The sequence below is a fragment of the Streptomyces sp. VRA16 Mangrove soil genome (assembly GCF_017377775.1).
Classification (GTDB): Bacteria; Actinomycetota; Actinomycetes; order Streptomycetales; family Streptomycetaceae; genus Streptomyces.
Map to the genome: position 1 here is coordinate 65,455 of NZ_JAFVLN010000022.1, position 20,389 is coordinate 85,843.

Annotated in this window: 14 protein-coding genes and 1 pseudogene; 6 read left to right on the forward strand and 9 right to left on the reverse strand. The window is 72.0% G+C overall.

Translation table 11 applies throughout. From position 1 onward, the window contains the following. Positions 1 to 16: 16 nt before the first annotated feature. On the reverse strand, positions 17 to 664 hold the full coding sequence (locus J3486_RS38740) for a TetR/AcrR family transcriptional regulator (protein ID WP_207828651.1): 648 nt from the start codon (positions 662 to 664) through the stop codon (positions 17 to 19). Between the two features lie 98 nt (positions 665 to 762). Then, a complete protein-coding gene (locus tag J3486_RS38745) occupies positions 763 to 4,695 on the reverse strand; it encodes an acyltransferase domain-containing protein (protein ID WP_307805121.1) in 3,933 nt (1,310 codons plus the stop codon). A 370-nt stretch (positions 4,696 to 5,065) separates the two neighbouring features. Between J3486_RS38745 and J3486_RS38750 the strand changes: the two genes are divergently transcribed. After that, the gene (locus J3486_RS38750; protein ID WP_207828655.1) at positions 5,066 to 6,385 is read left to right on the forward strand and encodes a transposase; all 1,320 of its coding nucleotides are present in this window, start codon (positions 5,066 to 5,068) and stop codon (positions 6,383 to 6,385) included. Here J3486_RS38750 and J3486_RS38755 read toward each other — a convergent pair. From J3486_RS38755 to J3486_RS45065, 7 genes are all read right to left on the reverse strand, one after another. Then, entirely contained in the window at positions 6,349 to 6,672 is a 324-nt protein-coding gene (locus J3486_RS38755) for a helix-turn-helix transcriptional regulator (protein ID WP_207828657.1), read from the reverse strand. The two genes, J3486_RS38750 and J3486_RS38755, sit on opposite strands and share 37 nt — an antisense overlap. 98 nt (positions 6,673 to 6,770) lie before the next feature. After that, a complete protein-coding gene (locus tag J3486_RS38760; protein WP_207828659.1) occupies positions 6,771 to 7,985 on the reverse strand; it encodes a 3-deoxy-7-phosphoheptulonate synthase in 1,215 nt (404 codons plus the stop codon). 111 nt (positions 7,986 to 8,096) lie between these two features. Beyond that, the gene (locus tag J3486_RS44835) at positions 8,097 to 10,358 is read right to left on the reverse strand and encodes a prenyltransferase/squalene oxidase repeat-containing protein (protein ID WP_207828661.1); all 2,262 of its coding nucleotides are present in this window, start codon (positions 10,356 to 10,358) and stop codon (positions 8,097 to 8,099) included. 40 nt (positions 10,359 to 10,398) lie between these two features. After that, the gene (locus tag J3486_RS38770; RefSeq protein WP_207828662.1) at positions 10,399 to 11,622 is read right to left on the reverse strand and encodes an MFS transporter; all 1,224 of its coding nucleotides are present in this window, start codon (positions 11,620 to 11,622) and stop codon (positions 10,399 to 10,401) included. A gap of 173 nt (positions 11,623 to 11,795) precedes the next feature. Further along, entirely contained in the window at positions 11,796 to 12,344 is a 549-nt protein-coding gene (locus J3486_RS38775) for a hypothetical protein (RefSeq protein ID WP_207828664.1), read from the reverse strand. A 21-nt stretch (positions 12,345 to 12,365) separates the two neighbouring features. Continuing rightward, on the reverse strand, positions 12,366 to 13,628 hold the full coding sequence (locus tag J3486_RS38780) for a hypothetical protein (protein WP_207828665.1): 1,263 nt from the start codon (positions 13,626 to 13,628) through the stop codon (positions 12,366 to 12,368). Continuing rightward, positions 13,625 to 14,536 (reverse strand): DapH/DapD/GlmU-related protein, encoded by a 912-nt coding sequence (locus J3486_RS45065; RefSeq protein WP_207828666.1) that lies wholly within the window; start codon positions 14,534 to 14,536, stop codon positions 13,625 to 13,627. The genes J3486_RS38780 and J3486_RS45065 overlap by 4 nt, the downstream gene beginning before the upstream one ends. A gap of 491 nt (positions 14,537 to 15,027) precedes the next feature. Here J3486_RS45065 and rfbB point away from each other — a divergent pair, with 491 nt between their 5' ends. The 5 genes and pseudogenes from rfbB to J3486_RS45070 all read left to right on the forward strand — a co-directional run. Further along, positions 15,028 to 16,002: a dTDP-glucose 4,6-dehydratase gene (gene rfbB, locus J3486_RS38790; protein WP_207828667.1), complete on the forward strand. Its 975-nt coding sequence runs from the start codon at positions 15,028 to 15,030 to the stop codon at positions 16,000 to 16,002. Between the two features lie 24 nt (positions 16,003 to 16,026). Next, positions 16,027 to 16,899 (forward strand): glucose-1-phosphate thymidylyltransferase RfbA, encoded by an 873-nt coding sequence (gene rfbA / locus J3486_RS38795; protein WP_207828668.1) that lies wholly within the window; start codon positions 16,027 to 16,029, stop codon positions 16,897 to 16,899. After that, the gene (locus tag J3486_RS38800) at positions 16,896 to 18,242 is read left to right on the forward strand and encodes an MFS transporter (RefSeq protein WP_207828669.1); all 1,347 of its coding nucleotides are present in this window, start codon (positions 16,896 to 16,898) and stop codon (positions 18,240 to 18,242) included. Before rfbA ends, J3486_RS38800 begins: the two co-directional genes overlap by 4 nt. 130 nt (positions 18,243 to 18,372) lie before the next feature. Then, complete coding sequence (gene aroC / locus J3486_RS38805) at positions 18,373 to 19,557, forward strand: chorismate synthase (RefSeq protein WP_207828670.1); 1,185 nt, start codon at positions 18,373 to 18,375, stop codon at positions 19,555 to 19,557. Between the two features lie 29 nt (positions 19,558 to 19,586). Beyond that, positions 19,587 to 20,057: pseudogene (locus J3486_RS45070) on the forward strand (shikimate kinase); the annotation flags it as partial. Between the last annotated feature and the right edge of the window lie 332 nt (positions 20,058 to 20,389).

Genomic DNA, 20,389 nt, shown 5'->3' on the forward strand with positions numbered 1-20,389 from the left:
GCACGGGCGGCGGGGTCTACTGGGGGCCCGAGTGGTGCGGGCAGGCGGCGATGCCGGAGACCATGGCGGCCAGGGACGCCCGGAGGTCGTCCCCCAGGGAGAAGCCCGCCCTGCCCTCGGTGGACTGGCTCCACCGGAACAGGGTGCCCAGGTAGATGTCCCGCAGCATGAACCCGATGCGGGCCGAGTCCACCATGGCGTTGATCTCGCCCCGCGCCTGGCCGCGCTCGACGATCTTGGCGAAGGTCTTGGCGACGTACGGCTCCTCGCTGAGGGGATGACCGGCCTTCACCCAGGCCGTGAGCATGGGGACGACCAGCGTGCCCTCGCTCTCGTTGATCTGGCTCAGCGTCGACATGCACTGCTCCAGCTGGCTGAGCGTGTCCGGCGCGGCGCTGGAGCGGTCCTGGGCCAACGACTTCTCCAATGCCGCCCTGCGGCGCTCGCCCCAGGCGCTGATCAGGTCTTCTTTGCGCTGGAAGTAGTTGAAGAAGGTCCCGCGCGCCACGTCCGCGTGCTCGGCGATCTCACCGACGGACGTCTGGTCGTAGCCGCGCTCGGCGAAGAGGGTCATCGCCGAGTTGTAGAGGCGTTCCCTGACCCTTTGCTTGTTGCGCTCGCGACGGCCCAGTGACGTCGTCGTCTCCGGCATGTCCACGCTCATGAGGGCCATCCTCGCCTTCGTGCGGCCGATGCAATCTCTGCACCAGAGTACATGTTTTGTCTGGTGTCAGGGTTGGCGTGCGGGACCTTCCTTGGTCTCTACACGCTTTTTTCGCGTTCCAGTGTCGCCAGGCTCTCGTCCCCGAGCAGGCGACCTGCGGTGATGTCGATGCCGTGATCGCGGCGCAGTCTCACCTGCAACTGCGCGGCCATCAGTGAGTCGAGCCCGAACTCGCGCAGCGGACGGCGGATGTCGAGCCGCTCGGGCGGGAGCCCGAGCACGGTGGCGGCCTGGGCGCGGATGACGTCCGCCGGCGCGGTCCGCGCGGTGCGCGGGGACGGCGGGGCGGTGGTCAGCGCCGGTGCGGGAACGCTCGCGGTGATCCGCTGCGCGCCGGTCGTGGGCAGGTGCGGTGCGGGGAAGACGGTCCGGGTCCCGCGGGTCCGGGGCAGCAGGGTCCTGGCGCGCTGCATCAGCGTTCCGTTCAGCAACGGGAGCGAAGCGGGCAGTCGCACCGGCAGCGACGTGGCCGGGCGGGGTCTGCCCGTCGGCAGGGCGCGCAGCCGGATCCCCGCGAAGTGCGCCAGCACCCGCCCGTCCGGGGCGATGAGCGAGACGTCGGCGCTCGCGGAGTCGCCGGTCCCGGGCTGGAAGGCGCAGACGCTCCAGAACTCGTCCGGCAGATCGGCGTAGAGCTCGACGCGGTCGAAACCGACGGGGGCGTACGGGCCCTGGTGGGCCGGCCAGGCGGCGAGCAGTGGCTGCAGACCGGTCTCCCAGGCCGCCGGGGACGAGGCCTTGGGGCGCCGCATCCGTGCCACGGCCTCGCCCCTGCGCCGCCACAGCATCTCCGTCGCGCGGAACGGCTCGTCGATCTGGTAGCCCTGGCGCAGCGCCACCGACTCGAAGCCGCGGGCCGAGGAGTACTGCGCGCAGCGGGCGAGAGCGGAGTCGATCAGCCGCAGGCCGTCCGGGGCGTCGGCGTCGTCCGACGCGTGCACCTCGGCCGTCAGGCAGGTGATGCCCCTGCCGGAGCCGGGGCGCAGCGCCGTGACGCAGGCGCCGCGCACTCCGCGCTCGTCGGCGTCCGCGACGGTGACCCGCAGCACTACGCCCTCGCAGTCGCTCAGATCGAGCAGCTCGGTGCCGAGCCGTACGTCGGCCAGCCGGGACTGCTGCCCGGGGAAGGCGTCGCGCACCGCGCCGAGCAGGGTGTCGATGTAGACCGCGGGCGGCACGGGGGCGACGCCGTGCAGACGGACGCCCGCGCCCCAGTCGCGCAGCCCGAGGCTCTCCAGCGGCACGTCCGTGACGTGCTCCGGCGCGGCGGCGACGGGGCGGGCGGCTGCGGCGGCCCGCCGGTGGCGGAACTGGGTGGGCTCCCAGGGGTAGGCGGGCAGCGGGACCGCCTGCCGGGGCCCCGGGTACCAGCGGGTCCAGTCCACGCTGCCGCCGACGGCCCAGAAGCGGCCCGCCGCGCGGATCAGTTCGAGGGTCTCGTCCGTGTCGCGGCGCAGCGAGGCGACCGCGGTCTCCGTCCCCTGCTCGGGCTGGGCCGACAGCGTCTCCTCCAGCCCGGCCAGCAGGACGGGGTGCGGGCTGACCTCGATGAAGACGCTCTCCCGGGTCCGGGCGGTCTCGGCGATCGTGCCGGTGAAGCGGACGGGCCGGCGCAGATTGTCCGCCCAGTACGCGGCGGTGAGTTCGGGTCCGGCCACCGGGTCGCCGCTGACCGTGGAGATCATGGGCGTACGTGCCTCGGCCGGCGTCAGATGGCGCAGTTCGGCCAGCAGTTCGTCCCGCAGCTCGTCCATCAGGGGGGAGTGGGAGGCGACGTTCACCTTCACCCGGCGGCAGAACACCTGCCGGGCGCGGAGTTCCCGCTCGACGTCCGACAGGATCTCCTCGGCCCCGGACAGGACCGTGGAGTTGGGGGCGTTCTCCGCCGCGACGCAGATCCGGTCGGGGTGGCGGCCCGCGATGCGCCGTGCCTCGGCCGCGGTGAGCTCGGTGACCAGCATGGCGCCCCGGCCGGCGACGCGCTTCATCAGCCGGCTGCGACGGCAGATCACCGAGGCGGCGTCGGCCAGGCTCAGCGCGCCGGAGAGGTGCGCGGCGGCGACCTCGCCCATGCTGTGCCCGACGCACAGATCGGGCTCGACGCCCAGCTCGCGCCAGGCAGCCGCCAGCGCGACCTCCATGGCCCACAGGACCGGCTGTACCTGCTCGACCGCGCTCGGCACGGAGTCCAGGTCCCGGTGCAGCAACTCGACCACGGACCAGCCCAGTTCGTTCGCGACGTGCTGGTCGCAGGCGTCCAGCGCGGTACGGAAGGCGGGTGAGGAGGCGTAGAGCCCCCGCCCCATACCCAGCCACTGGGAGCCCTGTCCCGGCAGGACGAAGACGGTCCGCCGGGGCCCCCGCACCCCGGCGTCGCCGAATCCGCCGTTCGCCACCCGGTCGCCCGCGACGAGGGCGCGCAGTGCGGCCACGAGGTCGTCGTGCGTCTCGCCGACGGCCCACAGTCGGGACGGATGGGTGTCCCGGTGCAGCGCGGCGGTGGCGCACACGTCGCTCAACGGCTGTGCGCGACCCGGTCCTTCGAGGTGCTCGGCGTGGGCGGTCGCGACCCGCAGCAGCGCGTCGTGGTTGCGGGCGCTGAGCACGAGCAGGTGCGGGCGGCCGGGCCGCTGGACGACGGGTGCGGCGGTGCCGGGCGCGTCGGCGGGGACGTACTCGCCGACGACGGCGTGCGCGTTGGTTCCCGACAGGCCGAAGGAGCTGACGCCGATGGCGGCCCGGCTGCCGGCGCGCTCCAACGGGCGGTTCGCGCGCACGACTTCGACCGGGGCACTGCCGTCGGCGAGGAACGGGTGCACCTCGTCGACGTGGAGGGAGGCGGGGATCGTGCCGCGCTGGGCGATGAGGACCGCTTTGATGAGCCCGGCGAGTCCCGCGGTGGCCTCGGTGTGCCCGATGTTGGTCTTCACGGAACCGGTGAGCAGGGGCCGGTCCGCGGTGCGCTCCGCCGCCACCGCCGCCGCCAGGGCCTGCAGTTCGACGAGGTCGCCCGCCGCGGTCCCGGTGCCGTGGGCCTCCACGTAGTCGAGCGCTCCCGGGGTGATCCCGGCGCTGTGGCACGCGGCGCGCAGCATCTGCTCCTGTCCTTCGACGGAGGGCCGCAGCAACAGGCCGCTGGCGGCACCGTCGTTGGTGACGGCGCTGCCGAGGAGGAGGCCCAGCACCGGGTCGCCGTCGCGCAGCGCGTCGGGCAGCCGCTTCATGACGACGGCCGCGATGCCCTCGCTGCGGACGAATCCGTCACCGGAGGCGTCACCGAACCGGCAGCGTCCGCCGGGGGAGAGCATCGAGCCCTGCGAGTACGCGATGGCGTCGTCGGGGGAGAGGATGACGTTGACGCCGCCCGCGATGGCCAGGTCGCTGTCGCCGGTGAGCAGGCTCTGCCGGGCGGAGTGCACCGCGACCAGCGAGGAGGAGCACGCGGTGTCGATGACCACGCTGGGCCCGCGCAGGTCGAGGGCGTAGGAGATGCGTCCCGAGGTCACCGCGCGTATTCGGTTCCCGGCCACGTCGTGGACGCCGCGGTGTTCGGGCGACGGGCCCGTCTCGGCGTACTCGGACGTCGCCTGGCCGACGAAGACGCCGCTGCGGGTGCCCGCCAGCGACGAGGGCCGGATACCGGCCGCTTCCAGGGCCTCCCACACGACCTGGAGGAGCAGGCGCTGCTGCGGGTCCATCCCGTGCGCCTCGACGGGTGAGATGCCGAAGAAGGCCGCGTCGAATCCGTAGACGTCCGGCAGGAAGCCGCCGTGCCGGGATGCGGTCCTGCCCGGGGTGCCGGGTTCGGGGGCGTACAGGGCCTCGACGTCGAACCGGTCGGTCGGCACGGTCGTGACCGCGTCACCTCCGGACGTCAGGAGGTCCCAGAAGGCCTCGATCCCGGGCGCACCCGGGAATCGGCAGCCCATACCCACGATTGCGACGGATCTTTCCAAGTCCACTACTGCCACCTTCTGATGACGAGCGCGCCTGACGTGACGGCACCGAGGATGTCCCGCGTGCGGAGCGGGATCTAAAAATACACCGGGGATCAATTTTGTCCACGAGTTCTGGACGGGCAGTGTGCCGCCTTCGTGAACCAGGGGTTACGGCAGCACTGACGCGAGGCGTCGCCGCAGGTCGAATCGGGGCAGCCCGCCATGCAAAGCAGACATTTCAGGATGGATGCCGCCTCGTTGCGTGACGTCGATCACAAGTGGCGCGCGTTCAAGTTCCATGCATAGACTGCCGACTGTTCTTGAACGTGGGTCCAAAATTGCACGCGCGTCGCACATTGAGGCGCCGCCGCGCTCCCGCAAGGTTCGAAAACAGGGGGTAGTGATGACCACAGAGGTGCGCCACAGGTACGACGCCCGGCTCCTTCGCCGGCCGGGCGCGGGCCTGTCGCCGGCCCAGCAGGCGCGCATCGAGATGCGCCGACAGCAGGAGCAGTTCCTGCGCGAGATCCTCGGCTCGCTGAGCCGGCGGGACCAGCGGGAGCGCGCGGAGCGGTACATGCGGGGGCTGCTGACCGCGGACGGCCGCAAGTCGATCCGGAACATCGCCGCGTGCCTGGGCCTGCCGGACGAGGAGCAGCGCCTGCATCACTTCATCAGCGGTTCGACGTGGAGCTGGGACACGATGCGCGCCGGTCTGGCGTCCTGGGTCGGCTGTGTGGCATCGCCGCAGGCCTGGGTGGTGCAGGCGGTGACGATCCCGAAGGTCGGTGACCACACCGTCGGGGTGGACCGGTTCTTCGACCCGCAGGCCGGGCAGATGGTCGCGGGCCAGCGGGCCTTCGGCGCCTGGCTGGCCACCCCCGACCTGAGCGTCCCGGTGAACTGGAAGCTCTATCTGCCGCGCCACTGGCTGAGCGACGGCGCGCTGCGCACCCGCGCGGACATCCCGTCCGCCCTGGACTACGCCTCGCTGGAGGAGTGCGCCGCCGACGTGGTGGCCGACCCGACACGCATGTGGGGCACCGCGCCCCGGCCCGTCCTGATGGATCTGCGCGGGCACGCGGACTGGCGCGCCCTGCACCGGCTGAGCGCCGCGGGCATGCCGGTGCTCGCCCGGATCTCACCGACGACCCGGCTCGTCGTGGACGATCCCGCCTTCCCCGCGTCCCGGGCCACGGTGCAGCGGTCCTGCGAACTGCTCGGGACGGTCGCGAGCGTGCGGCGCGGCGTCGAATGGCTGGATCCCGCACGGTCCGCCGAGCCGTGCCTGTCACAGGTCGCCGCGGTGCGGGTGCGCATCCCGGGGGCCGCGCCCGGCCTCGACCGCCCTCTTCTGCTGCTCGGTGAGTGGCGGGCCGGGCAGGCGAGCACCGCCCAGGTGTGGATCACCCATCTGACCAAGGTGCCCCCGGCCACGCTGCTGCAACTGACCAAGCTGACCCGCCGCGTGGCGTGGGACGCGCAGCGGGGGGTCGAGCAGACCGGGGCCCGGGACTTCGTGGGCCGCTCCTACGGCGGCTGGCACCGGCATCTGACGCTGGCGTCCACGGCGCACACCGTGCGCATGATCGCGGACCGCGGCAGCCGGCCGGATCCGGCCGGGCCGGCCGGAGCGGCTGGTTCCACGGCCCCGGAAGCGGCCCGGGGCCGTGGTCTCAGCTCATCTCACACGAGGGCTTCCGCCGGCACCGCCGTGACCTGAACCGCGTCCAGCAGCAGCGGGAAGCGGGCGTCGATGTCGTCCCGGCGCAGCGAGATGACACGGGACGTCCCGCGGATCTCGGTCTGCATGAGGCCGGACTCGCGCAGCACCTTCAGGTGGTGCGAGAGGGTCGACTTCGCGATGGGGTAGCTGAGTTGACCGCACACACGTGGTCCCTCCACGTGCATGGTGCGAGCGATGTCCCTGCGGATCGGGTCGCTGAGTGCGTGCAGCACCTTGTCCAGGGAGATGTCGTCCCGGTCAGGGTGGAAGAGTTCGTTGCGCACGCCTGTCCTCCTCGTCAACTGGTCGTCATGGCCAACGTCCTGTGCGGGCGCGGTGGTCCGCGCTGCCGCACGGTCGGGGTCGCCGCCGGCCGCACGGGTCAGATCTCGCGGAAGCGGTCGATGACGGTGAGAGCCTGCTCCAGGTTGAGACGAGGATCGCACAAGGTCGTGTAGCGGTGGCCGAGTGCCTCCTCGTCCGGCACCGGCCCGCCGACGCACTCGGTGACCTCGGGGTCCGCGGCCGTCTCCAGATGCAGCCCCCCGGGGCGCAGGCCGAGGCCGGTCAGGACGCGGGCGAATCCGACGGCCTCGGCGGCGACCTGGTCCACGTACCGCGTCTTGACGCCGCCCGGCGTGCGCACGGTGTTGCCGTGCACCGGGTCGGACACCCAGACCACGGGGTGGCCGGCCGACCTGACCGCCCTGACCAGCTCGGGCAGCCGCTCCGCCACGAGACGGTGTCCCATCCGGGCGACGAGGACCAGGCGCCCGGCCTCCCGCTCGGGGTCGAGCAGCCGGCACAGCTCCAGGACCTGCTCCGGTGTCGCCGAGGGGCCGATCTTGCAGGCGACGGGGTTCGAGATGTTCGCGAAGAGCCGCACGTGCGCGCCCCGTACGTCCCGGGTGCGCTCACCGATCCAGGGCAGGTGGGCCGAGCCCAGGAACCAGCGTCCTTCCCGGTCGTCGTAGCGCACGAGCGGCACCTCGTAGTCCATCACGAGGGCCTCGTGGCTCGTCCACACGCGCGGCCCGCCGGCCCGTGCCTCGGCGTCCAGCTGCGCCGCTGCCGCCGCCGAGAGGTCGTAGGCCCGCAGCATCCGCGCCGGATCGTTGGCGCGCTCCGCGGCCGTCGCGCCTTCGCCGTTGACGAGGTGCCCGCGGAAGCTGGGCAGCAGCTCGCCGTCGATCTCCTCGTACCCCTCCGAGCGCGGCTTGGCGAACTGGCCCGCGGTCCGGGCGATCGCCACGACGCGGTCCGCGGGTCCCAGCCGCCGTGCCATCGCGGCGACGGCGGCGCTCTTGGCGCGGATGTGCTCGGGCGTGTACTCGTCGAAGCTCTCGGCGCAGTCGCCGGCCTGGATCAACTGAGCCTCACCCAGGGCCACTTGGGAGAGTTCCTGTTTCAGGCGGTGCAGCGCGCCGGGGGTCACGAGCGGTGCGGCCGAGGACAGGGCCCGGCAGACGAGGTCGCGCTGCGTCGGGTTGTCCCAGTTGGGCTGCTGCGCGGTCGGGAGGTACTTCCAGCGTTCCACGTCGTCCTGGCGGGCGGCGTCGGCGAGCGGCAGCGGAAGGCGTGTGCCGGACAGGGCCATGAGGTCTCCTCGCAGATTCTGTGACGGTGTGCCGAGGTGCGCGGGTGCCCAAGGGGCGCGGCGCCCGCGGCATGGAGCCGCGGGCGCCGCGCCCAGGCAGTGCTGCGGCCGTCAGGAGACGGCGATGGCGAAGTAGGGGGTCAGACCCTTCGCCAGGATCGCGAGCGACTGCACGGCGGCGAAGCCCTCGTCGATGGTTCCCGAGGTGACACCGGGGATGTTGGAGAAGCCGCCGTCGGGCGTCTGGCACCCGGTCAGCCACTGCTGGACCTCGTCACGGCGCAGCGGCTCGGCGTCGAGGAGGTAGAGGGCCGCGACCGCGTGGTAGGTCGCGATCAGGCTCTCGCGGCTGACCAGGTCGTGGCTGAAGCCGCCGCCCGGGCCCTGGCAGTCCTGGAGGAAGCGGATGGCCTCCTCGCGGAACGGCAGGTCCTTGCCGAGCAGGGCGAGCGTGCCCACGGCGCGGTAGACGGAGTACGTGTCCGAGGGGGTGCCCACGCGCTCGCCGTAGCCGCCGTCCTCGTTGCGCGAGGCCATGATGTAGCGGACGCAGGCGTCCGGGTCGGCCGGCTCGGAGCGGAGCGAGTCGAGCGCCACCACCGCGAGGTTGGTGTGGAACAGGTCGCTGGCGAAGCCCGGCACCACACCGAAGCCGCCGTCCTCGTTCTGGCAGGCGCGCAGGAAACTCACGGCGGCCTCGTGGTCGCGCGGGCCCGCCTCGTGGCCGAGCAGCTGGAACGCGTTGACCGCCAGGTAAGTGTTGAGCACGTCGGCCGGGCCGCCGGGGAACTCCGCGAAGGCGCCGTTGGCGGCCTGGGCGTAGGTGAGCCAGGTGGTGACCTGCTCCAGCTCCTGCGGGTCCTCGCCGAGGACGCGCAGGTTGGCCACGGAGTGGTGGGTGCCGAACACGGACGGGGCCTGGTTGGCGCCGGAGCCGATCGGGGCGATGCGGGGGGTCCACCCGTAGCCCTGGCCCGGGGTGAAGCTGGAGCGGATGTACCGCAGGTGCCGCTCGACGTCCATGACCCCGGAGAGGTCGACGCCCTCCATGGCGTAGATGTTCTCGATCGGCGCGGAGGCCGGCTTCAGCGCCGCGGCGAGCTCGGTGACCTCGGACGTCTGGGTGGGGGCCAGCTGGGTCAGGTCATCGGAGGTGACCGTGCGGGTGGTCTCCAGGGCGAGTGCCGTCAGGATCTGCGGCGTGGCCTGCTTGTTGTACAGGCGCAGGAAGCTGCTGGAGCCGAAGTGGAAGATGCCGGGCAGATCGCGCGGGGGCAGCATCTGGCGCACGAAGGGGCCGACCGGGGTGCCCGGCGGCGTCCAGAAGTAGCCCTCGCCGATGAAGACGCCGCCGTTCTCGCGGTCGGTCATCGTCTCTATGTAGCCGCGGGTGCGGGCTATGGAGCGCTCAAGGGCGTCCCGGCCGTCGGCCGGCAGGGTCTGCACGACGCGGCCGTAGGCCAGCAGCGCCCAGGCGTTGGCCGCGGTCGTCTTGATCGGGATGGCGGAGTTCAGGAGCGTGATGAACTCGCGGTGGATCGTGATCCGGCCGTCCAGGTCGCAGTGGTTCCAGTGACCGCCGAAGCGCTCGTCCCACAGGTGCTCGCTGTTGTACGTGACGATCGTGGCGGCCTGCCGCAGCAGCCCCTCGTCGTCGAGGACCCGGCCGGCCTCGGCCAGCGCGATCGCGGTCAGCGACGACGCGGTCAGGTCGACCTTGGCGGTCGGCACCGGCAGGCCGTCCACGCCCCGCCAGTCCGGCACCGAGCCGTCGGCCTCGACATGGCGTTCGACCAGCGTGGCGGCGGCCTGCGCGGCGGCGTCCCGGTCCTCCTGGCGCCCGGAGAGCCCGGCGATCCGGGCCAGGGCGAGCAGTTCGGCCGCGGCGCCCGCGGCGGGGGAGCGGTCGTCCAGCACGGAGCTGCCGTCGCGGGCCACGGAGCCGAGCATCCGGCCGTCGCGGACCAGCAGGCCACGGGCGTGGGCGAGCTGCTCGCGGCCGGCGGTGAGGTCGCCGTCGCCGTGCGCGGCCGCCTCCAGGAGCGCGGCGGCGACGAGGAACTGCCGCTGCGCGGTCTTCACGCTGCTGAGCTCGTGCGGGATGCCCGAGACCTCGAGGAATTCGAGGTAGCCGCCGTGGAGGGGGTCGACGAAGTCCGCCAGGCTCTGCACCAGTTCGGCCTTGCCCTCGGTGAACCCCCCCTCCGCCATGGCCCAGCGGGCGAGCACCGCCGTCTCGACCATTCGGTCGGCCGTGATGGACCGGGTCGCGTCGTAGTCGATCGCCGAGACGAAGCCGCCGAACTCGGTGTTGGCGAACTTGGTGACGTAGGTGCTCCACAGAGCCTTGGGGGAGAGGGAGTTCTGGGACATGTCGATCTCCGTAACTGGTCGGTGGCCGTGCGGCCGGGATTCAGGAGCTGGTTGCGGTGCTCTTGGTGGCGACGACGTTGGCGAGGACGGCGATGCCGGTCGCGATGACGGCCGCGATGCCGAGGGATCCGAAGGACGCGTGGGAGAACAGCGCGCCGAAGACCGCGGAGCCGAGGGTCAGGCCGAGGTAGATGCTGGAGCTGTTCAGCGACATCACCGTGGCGCGCGACTGGGGCACCGCGCCGGCCGAGACGGTGGTCATGGCGGTGACGGCGAAGCCCTGGGTGAAGGCCCACAGGATCAGCAGGACGAGGACGCCCCAGGTGGCGAGGTGGGCCGTGGTGAGCGCGAGCACGATGACGGCCGAGAGCACGCCGTTGACCAGGACGGTCTTGCGCGGGCCCAGCTTGGCGACCGTCCAGCCGGCCAGGAAGCTGGCCACGAAGTTGCCCGCGCCGTAGGCGAGGAGCAGGGAGCCGACCGTCGCGGTCGAGATGGCCAGCGAGTCCCCGAGGTAGGTGCCCAGGTAGGTGTAGACACCGTAGAAGCCGGTCATCCAGGCCAGGGTGGTGAGGAGCGCGAAGACCGCGGTCCGCGAGCGGAGCACCTCGGCGTAGGAGGCGGCGTAGGACTTCTTGGGGCCGGGGGCGGGCGGGGTGTTGGGCAGCACCGAGCTCAGGATGAAGGCGGCCACCACGGCGACGATCGCGACGAAGTAGAAGCTGGAGCGCCAGCCGGCCGCCTCGGCGAGGTAGGAGCCGATCGGCACGCCGATCACGATGGCCAGCGAGAGCGCGGACATCACGATGCCGATCACCTTCGGCAGCAGCGGCGGCCGGTACGTGGTCGCGATCAGGGCCATCACGTTCGGGGTGACCATCGCGGCGCCGACGCCGGCCAGGCCGCGGGCGACGCAGAAGGTGACGACGTCGGAGACGAAGGCGCTGAACACGGTGGCCAGGACGAAGACCGTCATGCCGGTGAGCAGCATCCGCTTGCGCGAGTAGCGGTCGGCCAGCGGGCCGAGCAGCGGTGCGCCGACCGCGTAGCAGATGGCGTACGTGGTGACGCCGAGGCCGGCCGCGGCGAGCGAGGAGCCGAGCGCGTCACTGATGGGGCGCAGGATCGGGGAGATGATGAACGAGTCCGCGCCGATGCAGAAGACGGCGAGGAACATGCCCGCGATGGTCAGCACGTCCTTGGCCGCCAGGCGCTCTGCCGTGGTGGTGGGGGCGGCTGCCGCGGCCGATGTCTGAACAGACATGACTGCTCCAGGGATTGGGGTGAAGGTGGGGGGTCCGTCCGGGCGGCGTACGGCCGTCCGTCGATGAGTGGCACTGCCGGTTTTCGATGTTCTACGAATGTCGAACTTCGATATCGGTGACGGTATCGGCCGACCGCCGGACCCCACAAAGGGAGAAGACAGAGTTCTTGAAGTCAGACCGCGGTGGCGGCGGACAGCACCCTGTCGTCGGTGTCGCGGGTGTCCGCGGCGACGAACGCGGGGTTGAACTTCTCCATCACGTACAGCTGCGAGCCGTCCTCGCAGGCGATGATGTACTCCTTGTACGCGCACGGCTGGTGGGCGTCGTCGCCCGGCCATTCGGAGATGCCGCTGGACAGGATCCGCCGGTGCTGCTTGGTGCCCGCCTCGCGCAGCCGCCTGCCCAGGGGCGCGGAGTCGGCGGAGGAGCCCGACCAGCCCGACGGCGGGGCCGCGTAGCTGACGACGTTGACGCTGACCACGTCGTCCGAGGGGGCCAGCAGCGCCGAGTGTCTCTCGACGGCCGTGTCACCGGGTGCCAGGCCCAGTTCGAGGCGGGCCCGCGGATAGAGGGACTGGGCCTGCACGGGGCCCTGGCTGTGCACGCGCACGGTCAGTGAACAGTCCAGCAGGGCTTCGAGCAGCGTCGTCGTGGAGCCGTCGCTCGACAGCAGCATCCGGGTGGCGCCGGCGGAGAGTGAGGGGGGTGTGGTGGGTTCCACGGATGGCTCCTTCGGTCCGCCTCAGGCGGCGTCGAGGTCGGCGTTGCGGAGGGCACGGCGGGCGGTCGCGCGCACGGCGGCCTCGGCCAGCAGGCCGACGGCACGCTCCGTGCCGGAGCCGGCCGGGGCGATGGTGCGCGAGGCCCGCTCGACCTGCTCGGCGGCGGCGCCGCCGAGCAACGGGGCGATGGCCTGGGCGAGTTCGGGGACGCGGGGTGCCACCAGGGTGGGGAAGCCCAGCTTCGCCAGCCGGCGTACGGCCTCGACCTCGTGGTACTCGCCCATGCCGCTGAGCACGAAGAGGGTGGGGATGCGCATGGCGGACACCTCGGTGACGGTGATCCAGCCGGGCGCGGACAGCAGCAGGTCGGCCTCCTGGAGCAGCGGCATCCAGTCCGGCAGGTAGCTCAGTGTCACGACGTGTTCGGGGACGGTGGCCCCGTCCCGGGTCAGCAGCACCAGCTGGAGATCCGGGCGGTCGCGCTTCAGCAGGTCGTACGCGGCGACGTAGTCCTCGATGATCCGTTCCCGGTTCTCCGCGAACATGGTCGTGCCGCCGACCGAGCCGACGATGACCGGTCCGTCGCCGAGTCCGAGCCGGCGCCGCACCTCGGCCCCGTCGGACCTGGCGGGGAAGTCCCGGACCACGGGGCCGGTGAACACCGCCGTGCCGCGTTCGAGCGCCGCGGCCACCGGGGTGCCCGCGTCGAGCTCGGGCACCATCGGCTTGTCCGTGATCACGAGTTCGGCGCTGTCCACGATCCACGAGAAGAGCGCGTGCAGGGACTCCCGGGCCCGGCGCATGTCCTCGGTGTCGACGGTGAAGCCGCCCGCGCGCAGGGTGTCGTCGTCGAGCTGGCACAGCGTGAAGTCGTACCGCTCGGTGACGAGGGCGTGCGGGACGCCCAGGATCGCCGCCGCCATGGACGCCGAGATGTTGTAGTCGCTGATGACCAGGTCCGGGTCGAGGTCCCGGTAGTGGGCCAGGTGGTTGAGCACCTTGTCACCGCTGACGAAGGCGGGCGCGGCGTACTGCCGCACGTAGGTGTTCCAGTCCATCTCCCGGCCCAGGTGGCTGGAGACCGCGTAGTCGACGTGGTGGCCCACGGCGTCGACGACGGTGACGCCCGCCTCCTCGAAGAGCGGGGTGAAGGTCGGCTGCAAGGACCCCAGGAGGACGAGGAGTTCGGCCTCGGGGAGGCGGCGGCGCAGGCCGCGGGCGACCGCCAGCATGCGCATGTTGTGGCCCGAACCGGTCGAGTTGGGTGCCAGGACGATCCTCATCGCGGTGCTATCCCTTTCTGCAGTACGCCAGACGTGGTGTGGCCGGGTGGTACGTCCGAGACGACGAGCGCCCCCGGTTCGACCACGGCCCCGTCGCCGAGCGAGAGCGGACCCACGAGGGTCGCGCCGTCGCCGACGGAGCATCCGGCGCCGATGGTGACGGGACCGCCCTGCCAGGGCAGCGAGCGGCGGTTCATGTCGTGTCCGCTGGAGACGACGAGGACGCCCCGGCCCAGCCGGCTGCCGTCGCCGACGTCGATGCCGCCCGACGCCTCCAGGATCGAGTCGTCGCCGACGGACGCGTCGTGGCCGAGCCGGACCCCGCCGTCGGGCGAGGGGCCGTCACCGCGCCCCATCGTGATGACGCGGTCGCCCAGCGCCGCGCGTCCCGGACCTGCGAGGTCGGAGTCGAGGAGGCAGTCCGCACCCACGGTCCAGCCCTCGGGCACGGCCGGCGCGGCGGTCTGCGCGGCGCGCGCCAGTACCGTCGCCACGATGCTCCCGATGCGGGGCAGTCCGTCCTCGACGGGCCTGCGGTGGCGCAGGAACCGGCCCGGCCGGCCGACCACGACGGCGTCCTCGCCGACGTCCTCGGTGACCTGCGCACCGGCCGCGATCACGGCCCCCGCGCCCACCGTGACGCCCGGCGCGATGTCGGCGCGGGCACCGATCCAGGCGCCGGGGCCGACGACGGTGCGCGGCGCGTCGGGCCGCCCTATGCGGGCCTGTGAGGCGATGAGCGTGCCGGCCCCGATCTCGGCCGACGCGATGACGCAGCGGAAGCCGGCGAAGACCCCTTCGGCCAGCAGCGAGTCGCTGACCGTGGTGCCGGATCTGAGCCAACTCCCTTCGGAGACGACGGAGTCGGCGGCCGCCGTCGCTCCGTCCTCCAGCAGGACCACAGACATGCCTCTCCCCGAGCTTGTGAGTGTGGTGGCGCGCGGCTCTTCCGTCGACTGCCGACGGAGGCCTTGGAAGCCCTCGGCTGTTACTCAGCGATATTTCGAACTTCCACGAACGTGAACGAAATTACTGACCGGCTCGTCGATCGCGCAAGCGTTCACCCGCCTACTTGACGGACTCGCGGCAAGGTTGGCCGCCGCGCCCTCGCGGCGCGGAGGGTGATCGGATTGAACGTGTAAGTAAGCCTCTGACCTGCAAGTTCATGGGTCTGTACGGTCACGGTGGAAGAGGTGTTCGACCGGCCGTCAAGGTGGTCGCGGCTCTTGGCGGCCGATTGCCACGCCGAAATCCGGCCCTCTAGGGTCGGCCGGGCCGGGCCGCTCGAAGGCCCCTGTGGCGGCACGGGAAACGCGCATCCGTTACGCACAGTCACATTCTCTGGAGGCCGGTGCGCATCGGCCGGCCGTCTCGTCGACTCTTGAGCAGGAGCACCTTCATGCATCTCCTGGTGACCGGTGGAGCCGGTTTCATCGGCAGCAACTACGTCCGCAGGGCACTCGCGGGCGAGTACGGCGAGGGCGTCACCGCCGTCACCGTCCTCGACAAGCTCACCTACGCGGGCAACCTCGCCAACCTGGCTCCCGTCGCGGACAGTTCACGCTTCCGCTTCGTGCAGGGCGACATCGGCGACGCGCAGCTGCTGCGCCGCGTCCTGCCCGGTGTCGACGCGGTGGTGAACTTCGCCGCCGAGAGCCATGTCGACCGGTCCATCGGGAGCGCGGGGGAGTTCGTCACGACCAACGTGGTCGGCACCCAGGTGCTGCTCCAGGCGGCGCTCGAAGCGGGCGTCCCCCGCTTCGTGCACGTGTCGACCGACGAGGTCTACGGGTCGATCGACTCCGGATCCTGGACGGAGGAGTGGCCGCTGGAGCCCAACTCCCCCTACGCGGCCGCGAAGGGCGGCGCCGACCTGCTGGTCAGGGCCTACGCGCGCACCCACGGCATGAACGTGAGCATCACCCGCTGCAGCAACAACTACGGGCCCTACCAGTTCCCGGAGAAGGTCATCCCGCTCTTCGTCACCACGCTGATGCGCGGCGGCAGCGTGCCGCTCTACGGCGACGGCCTCAACATCCGCGACTGGCTCCACGTGGACGACCACTGCCGCGGCATCCACCTCGTCCTGGAGCAGGGACAGCCCGGCGAGGTCTACAACATCGGCGGCGGACGGGAGTTGACGAACCGTCAGCTCACCGGGCTGCTGCTCGACGCCTGCGGGGCGGACTGGGGCCGGGTCCGCAACGTCGCGGACCGCAAGGGCCACGACCGCCGCTACTCCCTGGACGACAGCAAGTTGAGGGCGCTCGGCTACCGGCCGCAGGTCGCCTTCGAGCAGGGCCTGGCCGACACCGTGGCCTGGTACCGCGAGAACACCGACTGGTGGCAGCCGCTCGTCGCCGTCGCCGCCTGACCACATCCACCGAAGGGGAATCCCATGCGCGGCATCATCCTGGCCGGCGGCTCCGGTACCCGCCTGCGACCGCTCACCAGCGTCCACTCCAAGCAGCTGCTGCCGGTCTACGACAAGCCCATGATCTATTACCCGCTCTCGGTCCTCATGCAGACCGGGATACGCGAGATACTGATCATCTCCACGCCCGAACACCTCGACGTCTACCGCGCGCTGCTGGGCGACGGCAGCCACCTCGGCATCCGCCTGGACTTCGCCGAGCAGGTCGAACCCAAGGGTCTGGCCGAAGCCCTCCTGATCGGCAGCGACTTCGTCGGCTCCGAGCAGGTCTGCCTCATCCTCGGCGACAACATCTTCTACGGGCACCGGCTGCCCGACATGCTGCGCGCGGAGGCGGCCCGGCTCGACGGGTGCACCCTGTTCGGCTACCCGGTGAGCGACCCGGAGCGGTACGGGGTCGCCGAGGTCGACGAGGACGGCGCCATCCTCTCGCTGGAGGAGAAGCCCGCGAACCCCCGCTCCAACCTGGCCGTCACCGGGCTCTACCTGTACGACAACGACGCCCTGCGCCAGGCCGCCGAGCTGACTCCGTCCGCCCGCGGCGAGCTGGAGATCACCGATCTCAACCTGCGCTACGTCGACCAGCAGCGGGCCCGCCTGGTGAACCTGGGCCGCGGATCGGCCTGGTTCGACACCGGCACGCACGACAGCCTGCTCGAAGCCTCACTGTTCGTGCAGCTGCTGGAGAAGCGCCAGGGCATCCGGATCTCCTGCCTCGAAGAAGTCGCCTACCACATGGGGTACATCGACGCGGAGCAGCTCATCGTGCTCGGCAAGACCCTGTCGCCCGCCACCAGTTACGGGCGGTACGTGCTGGAACTGGCCGGCGCGGCATGAGCCCCTCGGCCACCGTCCCCGCCCGCAGGAGCGCGGCGCTCGTCCTCGCCCTGTGCTGGACGGTCGTCCTCCTCGACGGCATGGACCTGAACGTCTACGGCGCCGTCATGCCGTACATGCTCGGCGACCACACGCTCGGGCTCACGGCCGGGACGGCCGGGACCGTGGGCAGCTGGACGACCTTCGGGATGCTGATCGGCGCCCTGGTCGCAGGGAACGTCACGGACCGGGTCGGACGCCGTCCCGTCGTCGCCGGGTGCGTCCTCGTCTTCGCCGCGGGCTCCGCGCTCTGCGCGACGGCGCCGACGGCCGCCGAGTTCGGCGCGGGGCGGCTCGTCGCGGGCCTCGGACTCGGCGGCGTGATGCCGACCTGCCTCGCGCTGGCCATGGAGTTCGCCCCGGCCGGACGCGCGGCGCTCAGCACCGGCGTGCTGATGACCTCGTACCACGTGGGCGGCATGATCGCGACGGTCCTCGGCCTGGTGGCCGCGCCGTCCGCGGGCTGGCGGCTGCCGTTCTGGATCGCCACGGCGGCCTCGTGCGCCGTGCTTCCCGTACTGCTGCGGCTGCTGCCCGAGTCGCCGACCGCGCTGCGGGCCATGGGCCGCGAGCGGCAGGCGGCGCAGGTCGCGGACGCCTACGGGATCCACCTGGCGCCGCAGCCGGTGACCCGCTTTGCGGGCGGCCGCGCGCCGCTGCGCGGGCTGCTCGATCTCGTGCGGGGCGAGGGCCGTCGGGCCACTTCGCTGCTGTGGGCGGCGTCGTTCTGCGGCCTGCTGCTCGTGTACGGGGTCAGCACCTGGCTTCCCCAGCTGATGCGGGCCTCCGGCTACGGGCTGACGTCCTCGGTCGGCTTCCTGTTCGCGATCAACGCCGGCGGTGTCGTCGGGATGCTGATCGCGGGCCGGGTCGCCGAACGGTTCGGGCCCGCCCGGGTCTCCGCCGCCTGGTTCGTGCTCACCGCGGCCGGGTCGCTGCTGCTCGCCTTCCACCTGCCGCTCCTGGCGACGTACGCCGTCGTCTCCCTCACCGGCGTCTGGCTCTTCAGCGCCCAGGTGATGGTCTACGCGACCGCGGGCCGGGCCTATCCGCCCGGACAGCGCGCGGCGGGCCTCGGCTGGACGACGGGGATCGGCCGCTTCGGAGCGGTCGTGGGACCGGCGCTCGGCGGCGCCGTCGTCGCGGGCGGCCGGGAGCAGTGGGGCTTCGTCACCTTCGCCGCGGCCGGACTCGTCGGCGCCCTCGCCGTCGCGGCGCTGGCCGGGTCGACCGGGGCGCGTGCCGCGGGCCCCGCGCCCACGGCGTACGAGGCCGAGCGGGCCGTCCCGCAGGCACAGCACTGAGCGCGGCGGGAGCCCGTCCGTGTCCTTCACCTATCTCGACGCCCTCGGGCGGTCGTTCGCCGAGCGGCTGCGCCCGCGCGGCGCCCGGACATCACACGAACCAGACACCTCGGAAAGGAGAAGCGCCACCATGAGCAGGTTGCGCTGGCTGACCGCGGGGGAGTCGCACGGCCCCGCACTGGTGGCGACGCTGGAGGGTCTTCCCGCCGGCGTTCCGGTCACCACGGAGATGGTGGCGGACCACCTGGCACGGCGGCGCCTCGGTTATGGCCGCGGGGCGCGGATGAAGTTCGAGCGGGACGAGGTGACCTTCCTCGGCGGGGTGCGCCATGGTCTGTCGCTGGGTTCGCCGGTCGCGGTGATGGTGGGTAACACCGAGTGGCCGAAGTGGGAGCAGGTCATGGCGGCCGATCCGGTCGATCCGGAGGTGCTGGCGGGGCTGGCGCGTAATGCGCCGTTGACCCGGCCGCGGCCGGGTCATGCGGATCTGGCGGGGATGCAGAAGTACGGGTTCGAGGAGGCCCGGCCGATCCTGGAGCGCGCCTCGGCGCGGGAGACCGCGGCCCGGGTGGCTTTGGGGGCGATCGCGCGGTCGTATCTGAAGGAGACGACCGGCATCGAGATCGTCTCGCACGTGGTGGAGCTGTGTTCGGTGAAGGCGCCGCAGGGCGTGTACCCGACGCCGGCGGACGTGGAGAAGCTGGACGCGGACCCGCTGCGCTGCCTCGACGCGGACGCGTCGAAGGCGATGGTGGCCGAGGTCGACCAGGCGCACAAGGACGGCGACACCCTCGGCGGTGTGGTCGAGGTCCTCGCCTACGACGTGCCGGTGGGTCTGGGGTCGCACGTGCACTGGGACCGCAAGCTGGATGCCCGGCTGGCGGGTGCCCTGATGGGCATCCAGGCGATCAAGGGCGTCGAGATCGGCGACGGGTTCGAGCTGGCGCGGGTGCCGGGTTCGCGGGCGCACGACGAGATCGTGAACACCCCCGAGGGCATCCGCCGCGTCTCCGGGCGCGCCGGCGGCACCGAGGGCGGTCTGTCCACGGGTGAGCTGTTGCGCGTACGGGCCGCGATGAAGCCGATCGCTACCGTGCCGCGCGCGCTGAAGACCGTGGACGTGACGACGGGCGAGGCCACCCAGGCCCACCACCAGCGCTCCGACGTCTCCGCGGTGCCGGCCGCCGGCATCGTCGCCGAGGCCATGGTCGCGCTGGTCCTCGCGGACGCCGTCGCGGAGAAGTTCGGCGGCGACAGCGTGCCCGAGACCCGCCGCAACGTGCGTTCCTACCTCGAGAACCTGCACATCCGGTGACCGGGCCGCAGGTCGTCCTGGTCGGCCCGATGGGGGTCGGCAAGTCGACGGTGGGCAGCATGCTCGCCGGGCGGCTCGGCTGCGCCTACCGGGACACGGACGACGACATCGTGGCCGCGCAGGGGCGCACCGTCGCGGACATCTTCGTCGACGAGGGCGAGGAGGCGTTCCGGGCGATCGAGAAGGCGGCGGTGGCCGCGGCGCTGGCCGGGCACGAGGGTGTCCTCGCGCTGGGTGGCGGCGCGGTCCTGGACGCCGGCACCCGCGCGCTGCTCGCCGCCCATCCGGCGGTGGTCTATCTGTCGATGGATGTGGAGGAGGCCGTCAAGCGGACCGGGCTGAACGCGGCCCGGCCGTTGCTGGCCGTCAACCCGCGTCAGCAGTGGCGGGAGTTGATGGAGGCGCGGCGTCATCTGTACACCGAGGTCGCCCGGGTGGTCGTGGCCACCGACGGCCGTAGTCCCGACGAGGTCACCGAAGCGGTCCTCGACGCACTGGAGTCGGAACACGGAAGGGGCGCCATCGGCCGCTCCGTCGACATCGTCTCGACCCTGCGCGTGCTGTCCGACCCGGTGCGGCTGCACATCTTCACCCAGAGCGTCCGCACCGGTGAGTACCTGTGCGTCCCGGAGCGGCTCGGCATCGACCACCGCCGTCCTTCGACCCTCTCCCACCACGTGCGCCTGCTCCGGGAGTCCGGCGTCGTCACGACGAGAGCCGAAGGACCGGTGCTCTACGTCCGGGTGCGGCAGGACGACCTCGAATCCCGGTTCCCGGGCCTGATCGACGCGCTCACCGGCGCCGCCGACCGTACCGACCTCATGAACTCCCG

Bases quoted from the DNA above. Each gene is read 5' to 3' on its own strand.
- J3486_RS38740 (WP_207828651.1), bottom strand. From the start codon at position 664: ATGAGCGTGGACATGCCGGAGACGACGACGTCACTGGGCCGTCGCGAG.
- J3486_RS38750 (WP_207828655.1), top strand. From the start codon at position 5,066: ATGACCACAGAGGTGCGCCACAGGTACGACGCCCGGCTCCTTCGCCGG.
- J3486_RS38760 (WP_207828659.1), bottom strand. From the start codon at position 7,985: ATGGCCCTGTCCGGCACACGCCTTCCGCTGCCGCTCGCCGACGCCGCC.
- J3486_RS44835 (WP_207828661.1), bottom strand. From the start codon at position 10,358: ATGTCCCAGAACTCCCTCTCCCCCAAGGCTCTGTGGAGCACCTACGTC.
- J3486_RS38770 (WP_207828662.1), bottom strand. From the start codon at position 11,622: ATGTCTGTTCAGACATCGGCCGCGGCAGCCGCCCCCACCACCACGGCA.
- J3486_RS38780 (WP_207828665.1), bottom strand. From the start codon at position 13,628: ATGAGGATCGTCCTGGCACCCAACTCGACCGGTTCGGGCCACAACATG.
- J3486_RS45065 (WP_207828666.1), bottom strand. From the start codon at position 14,536: ATGTCTGTGGTCCTGCTGGAGGACGGAGCGACGGCGGCCGCCGACTCC.
- rfbB (WP_207828667.1), top strand. From the start codon at position 15,028: ATGCATCTCCTGGTGACCGGTGGAGCCGGTTTCATCGGCAGCAACTAC.
- rfbA (WP_207828668.1), top strand. From the start codon at position 16,027: ATGCGCGGCATCATCCTGGCCGGCGGCTCCGGTACCCGCCTGCGACCG.
- J3486_RS38800 (WP_207828669.1), top strand. From the start codon at position 16,896: ATGAGCCCCTCGGCCACCGTCCCCGCCCGCAGGAGCGCGGCGCTCGTC.
- aroC (WP_207828670.1), top strand. From the start codon at position 18,373: ATGAGCAGGTTGCGCTGGCTGACCGCGGGGGAGTCGCACGGCCCCGCA.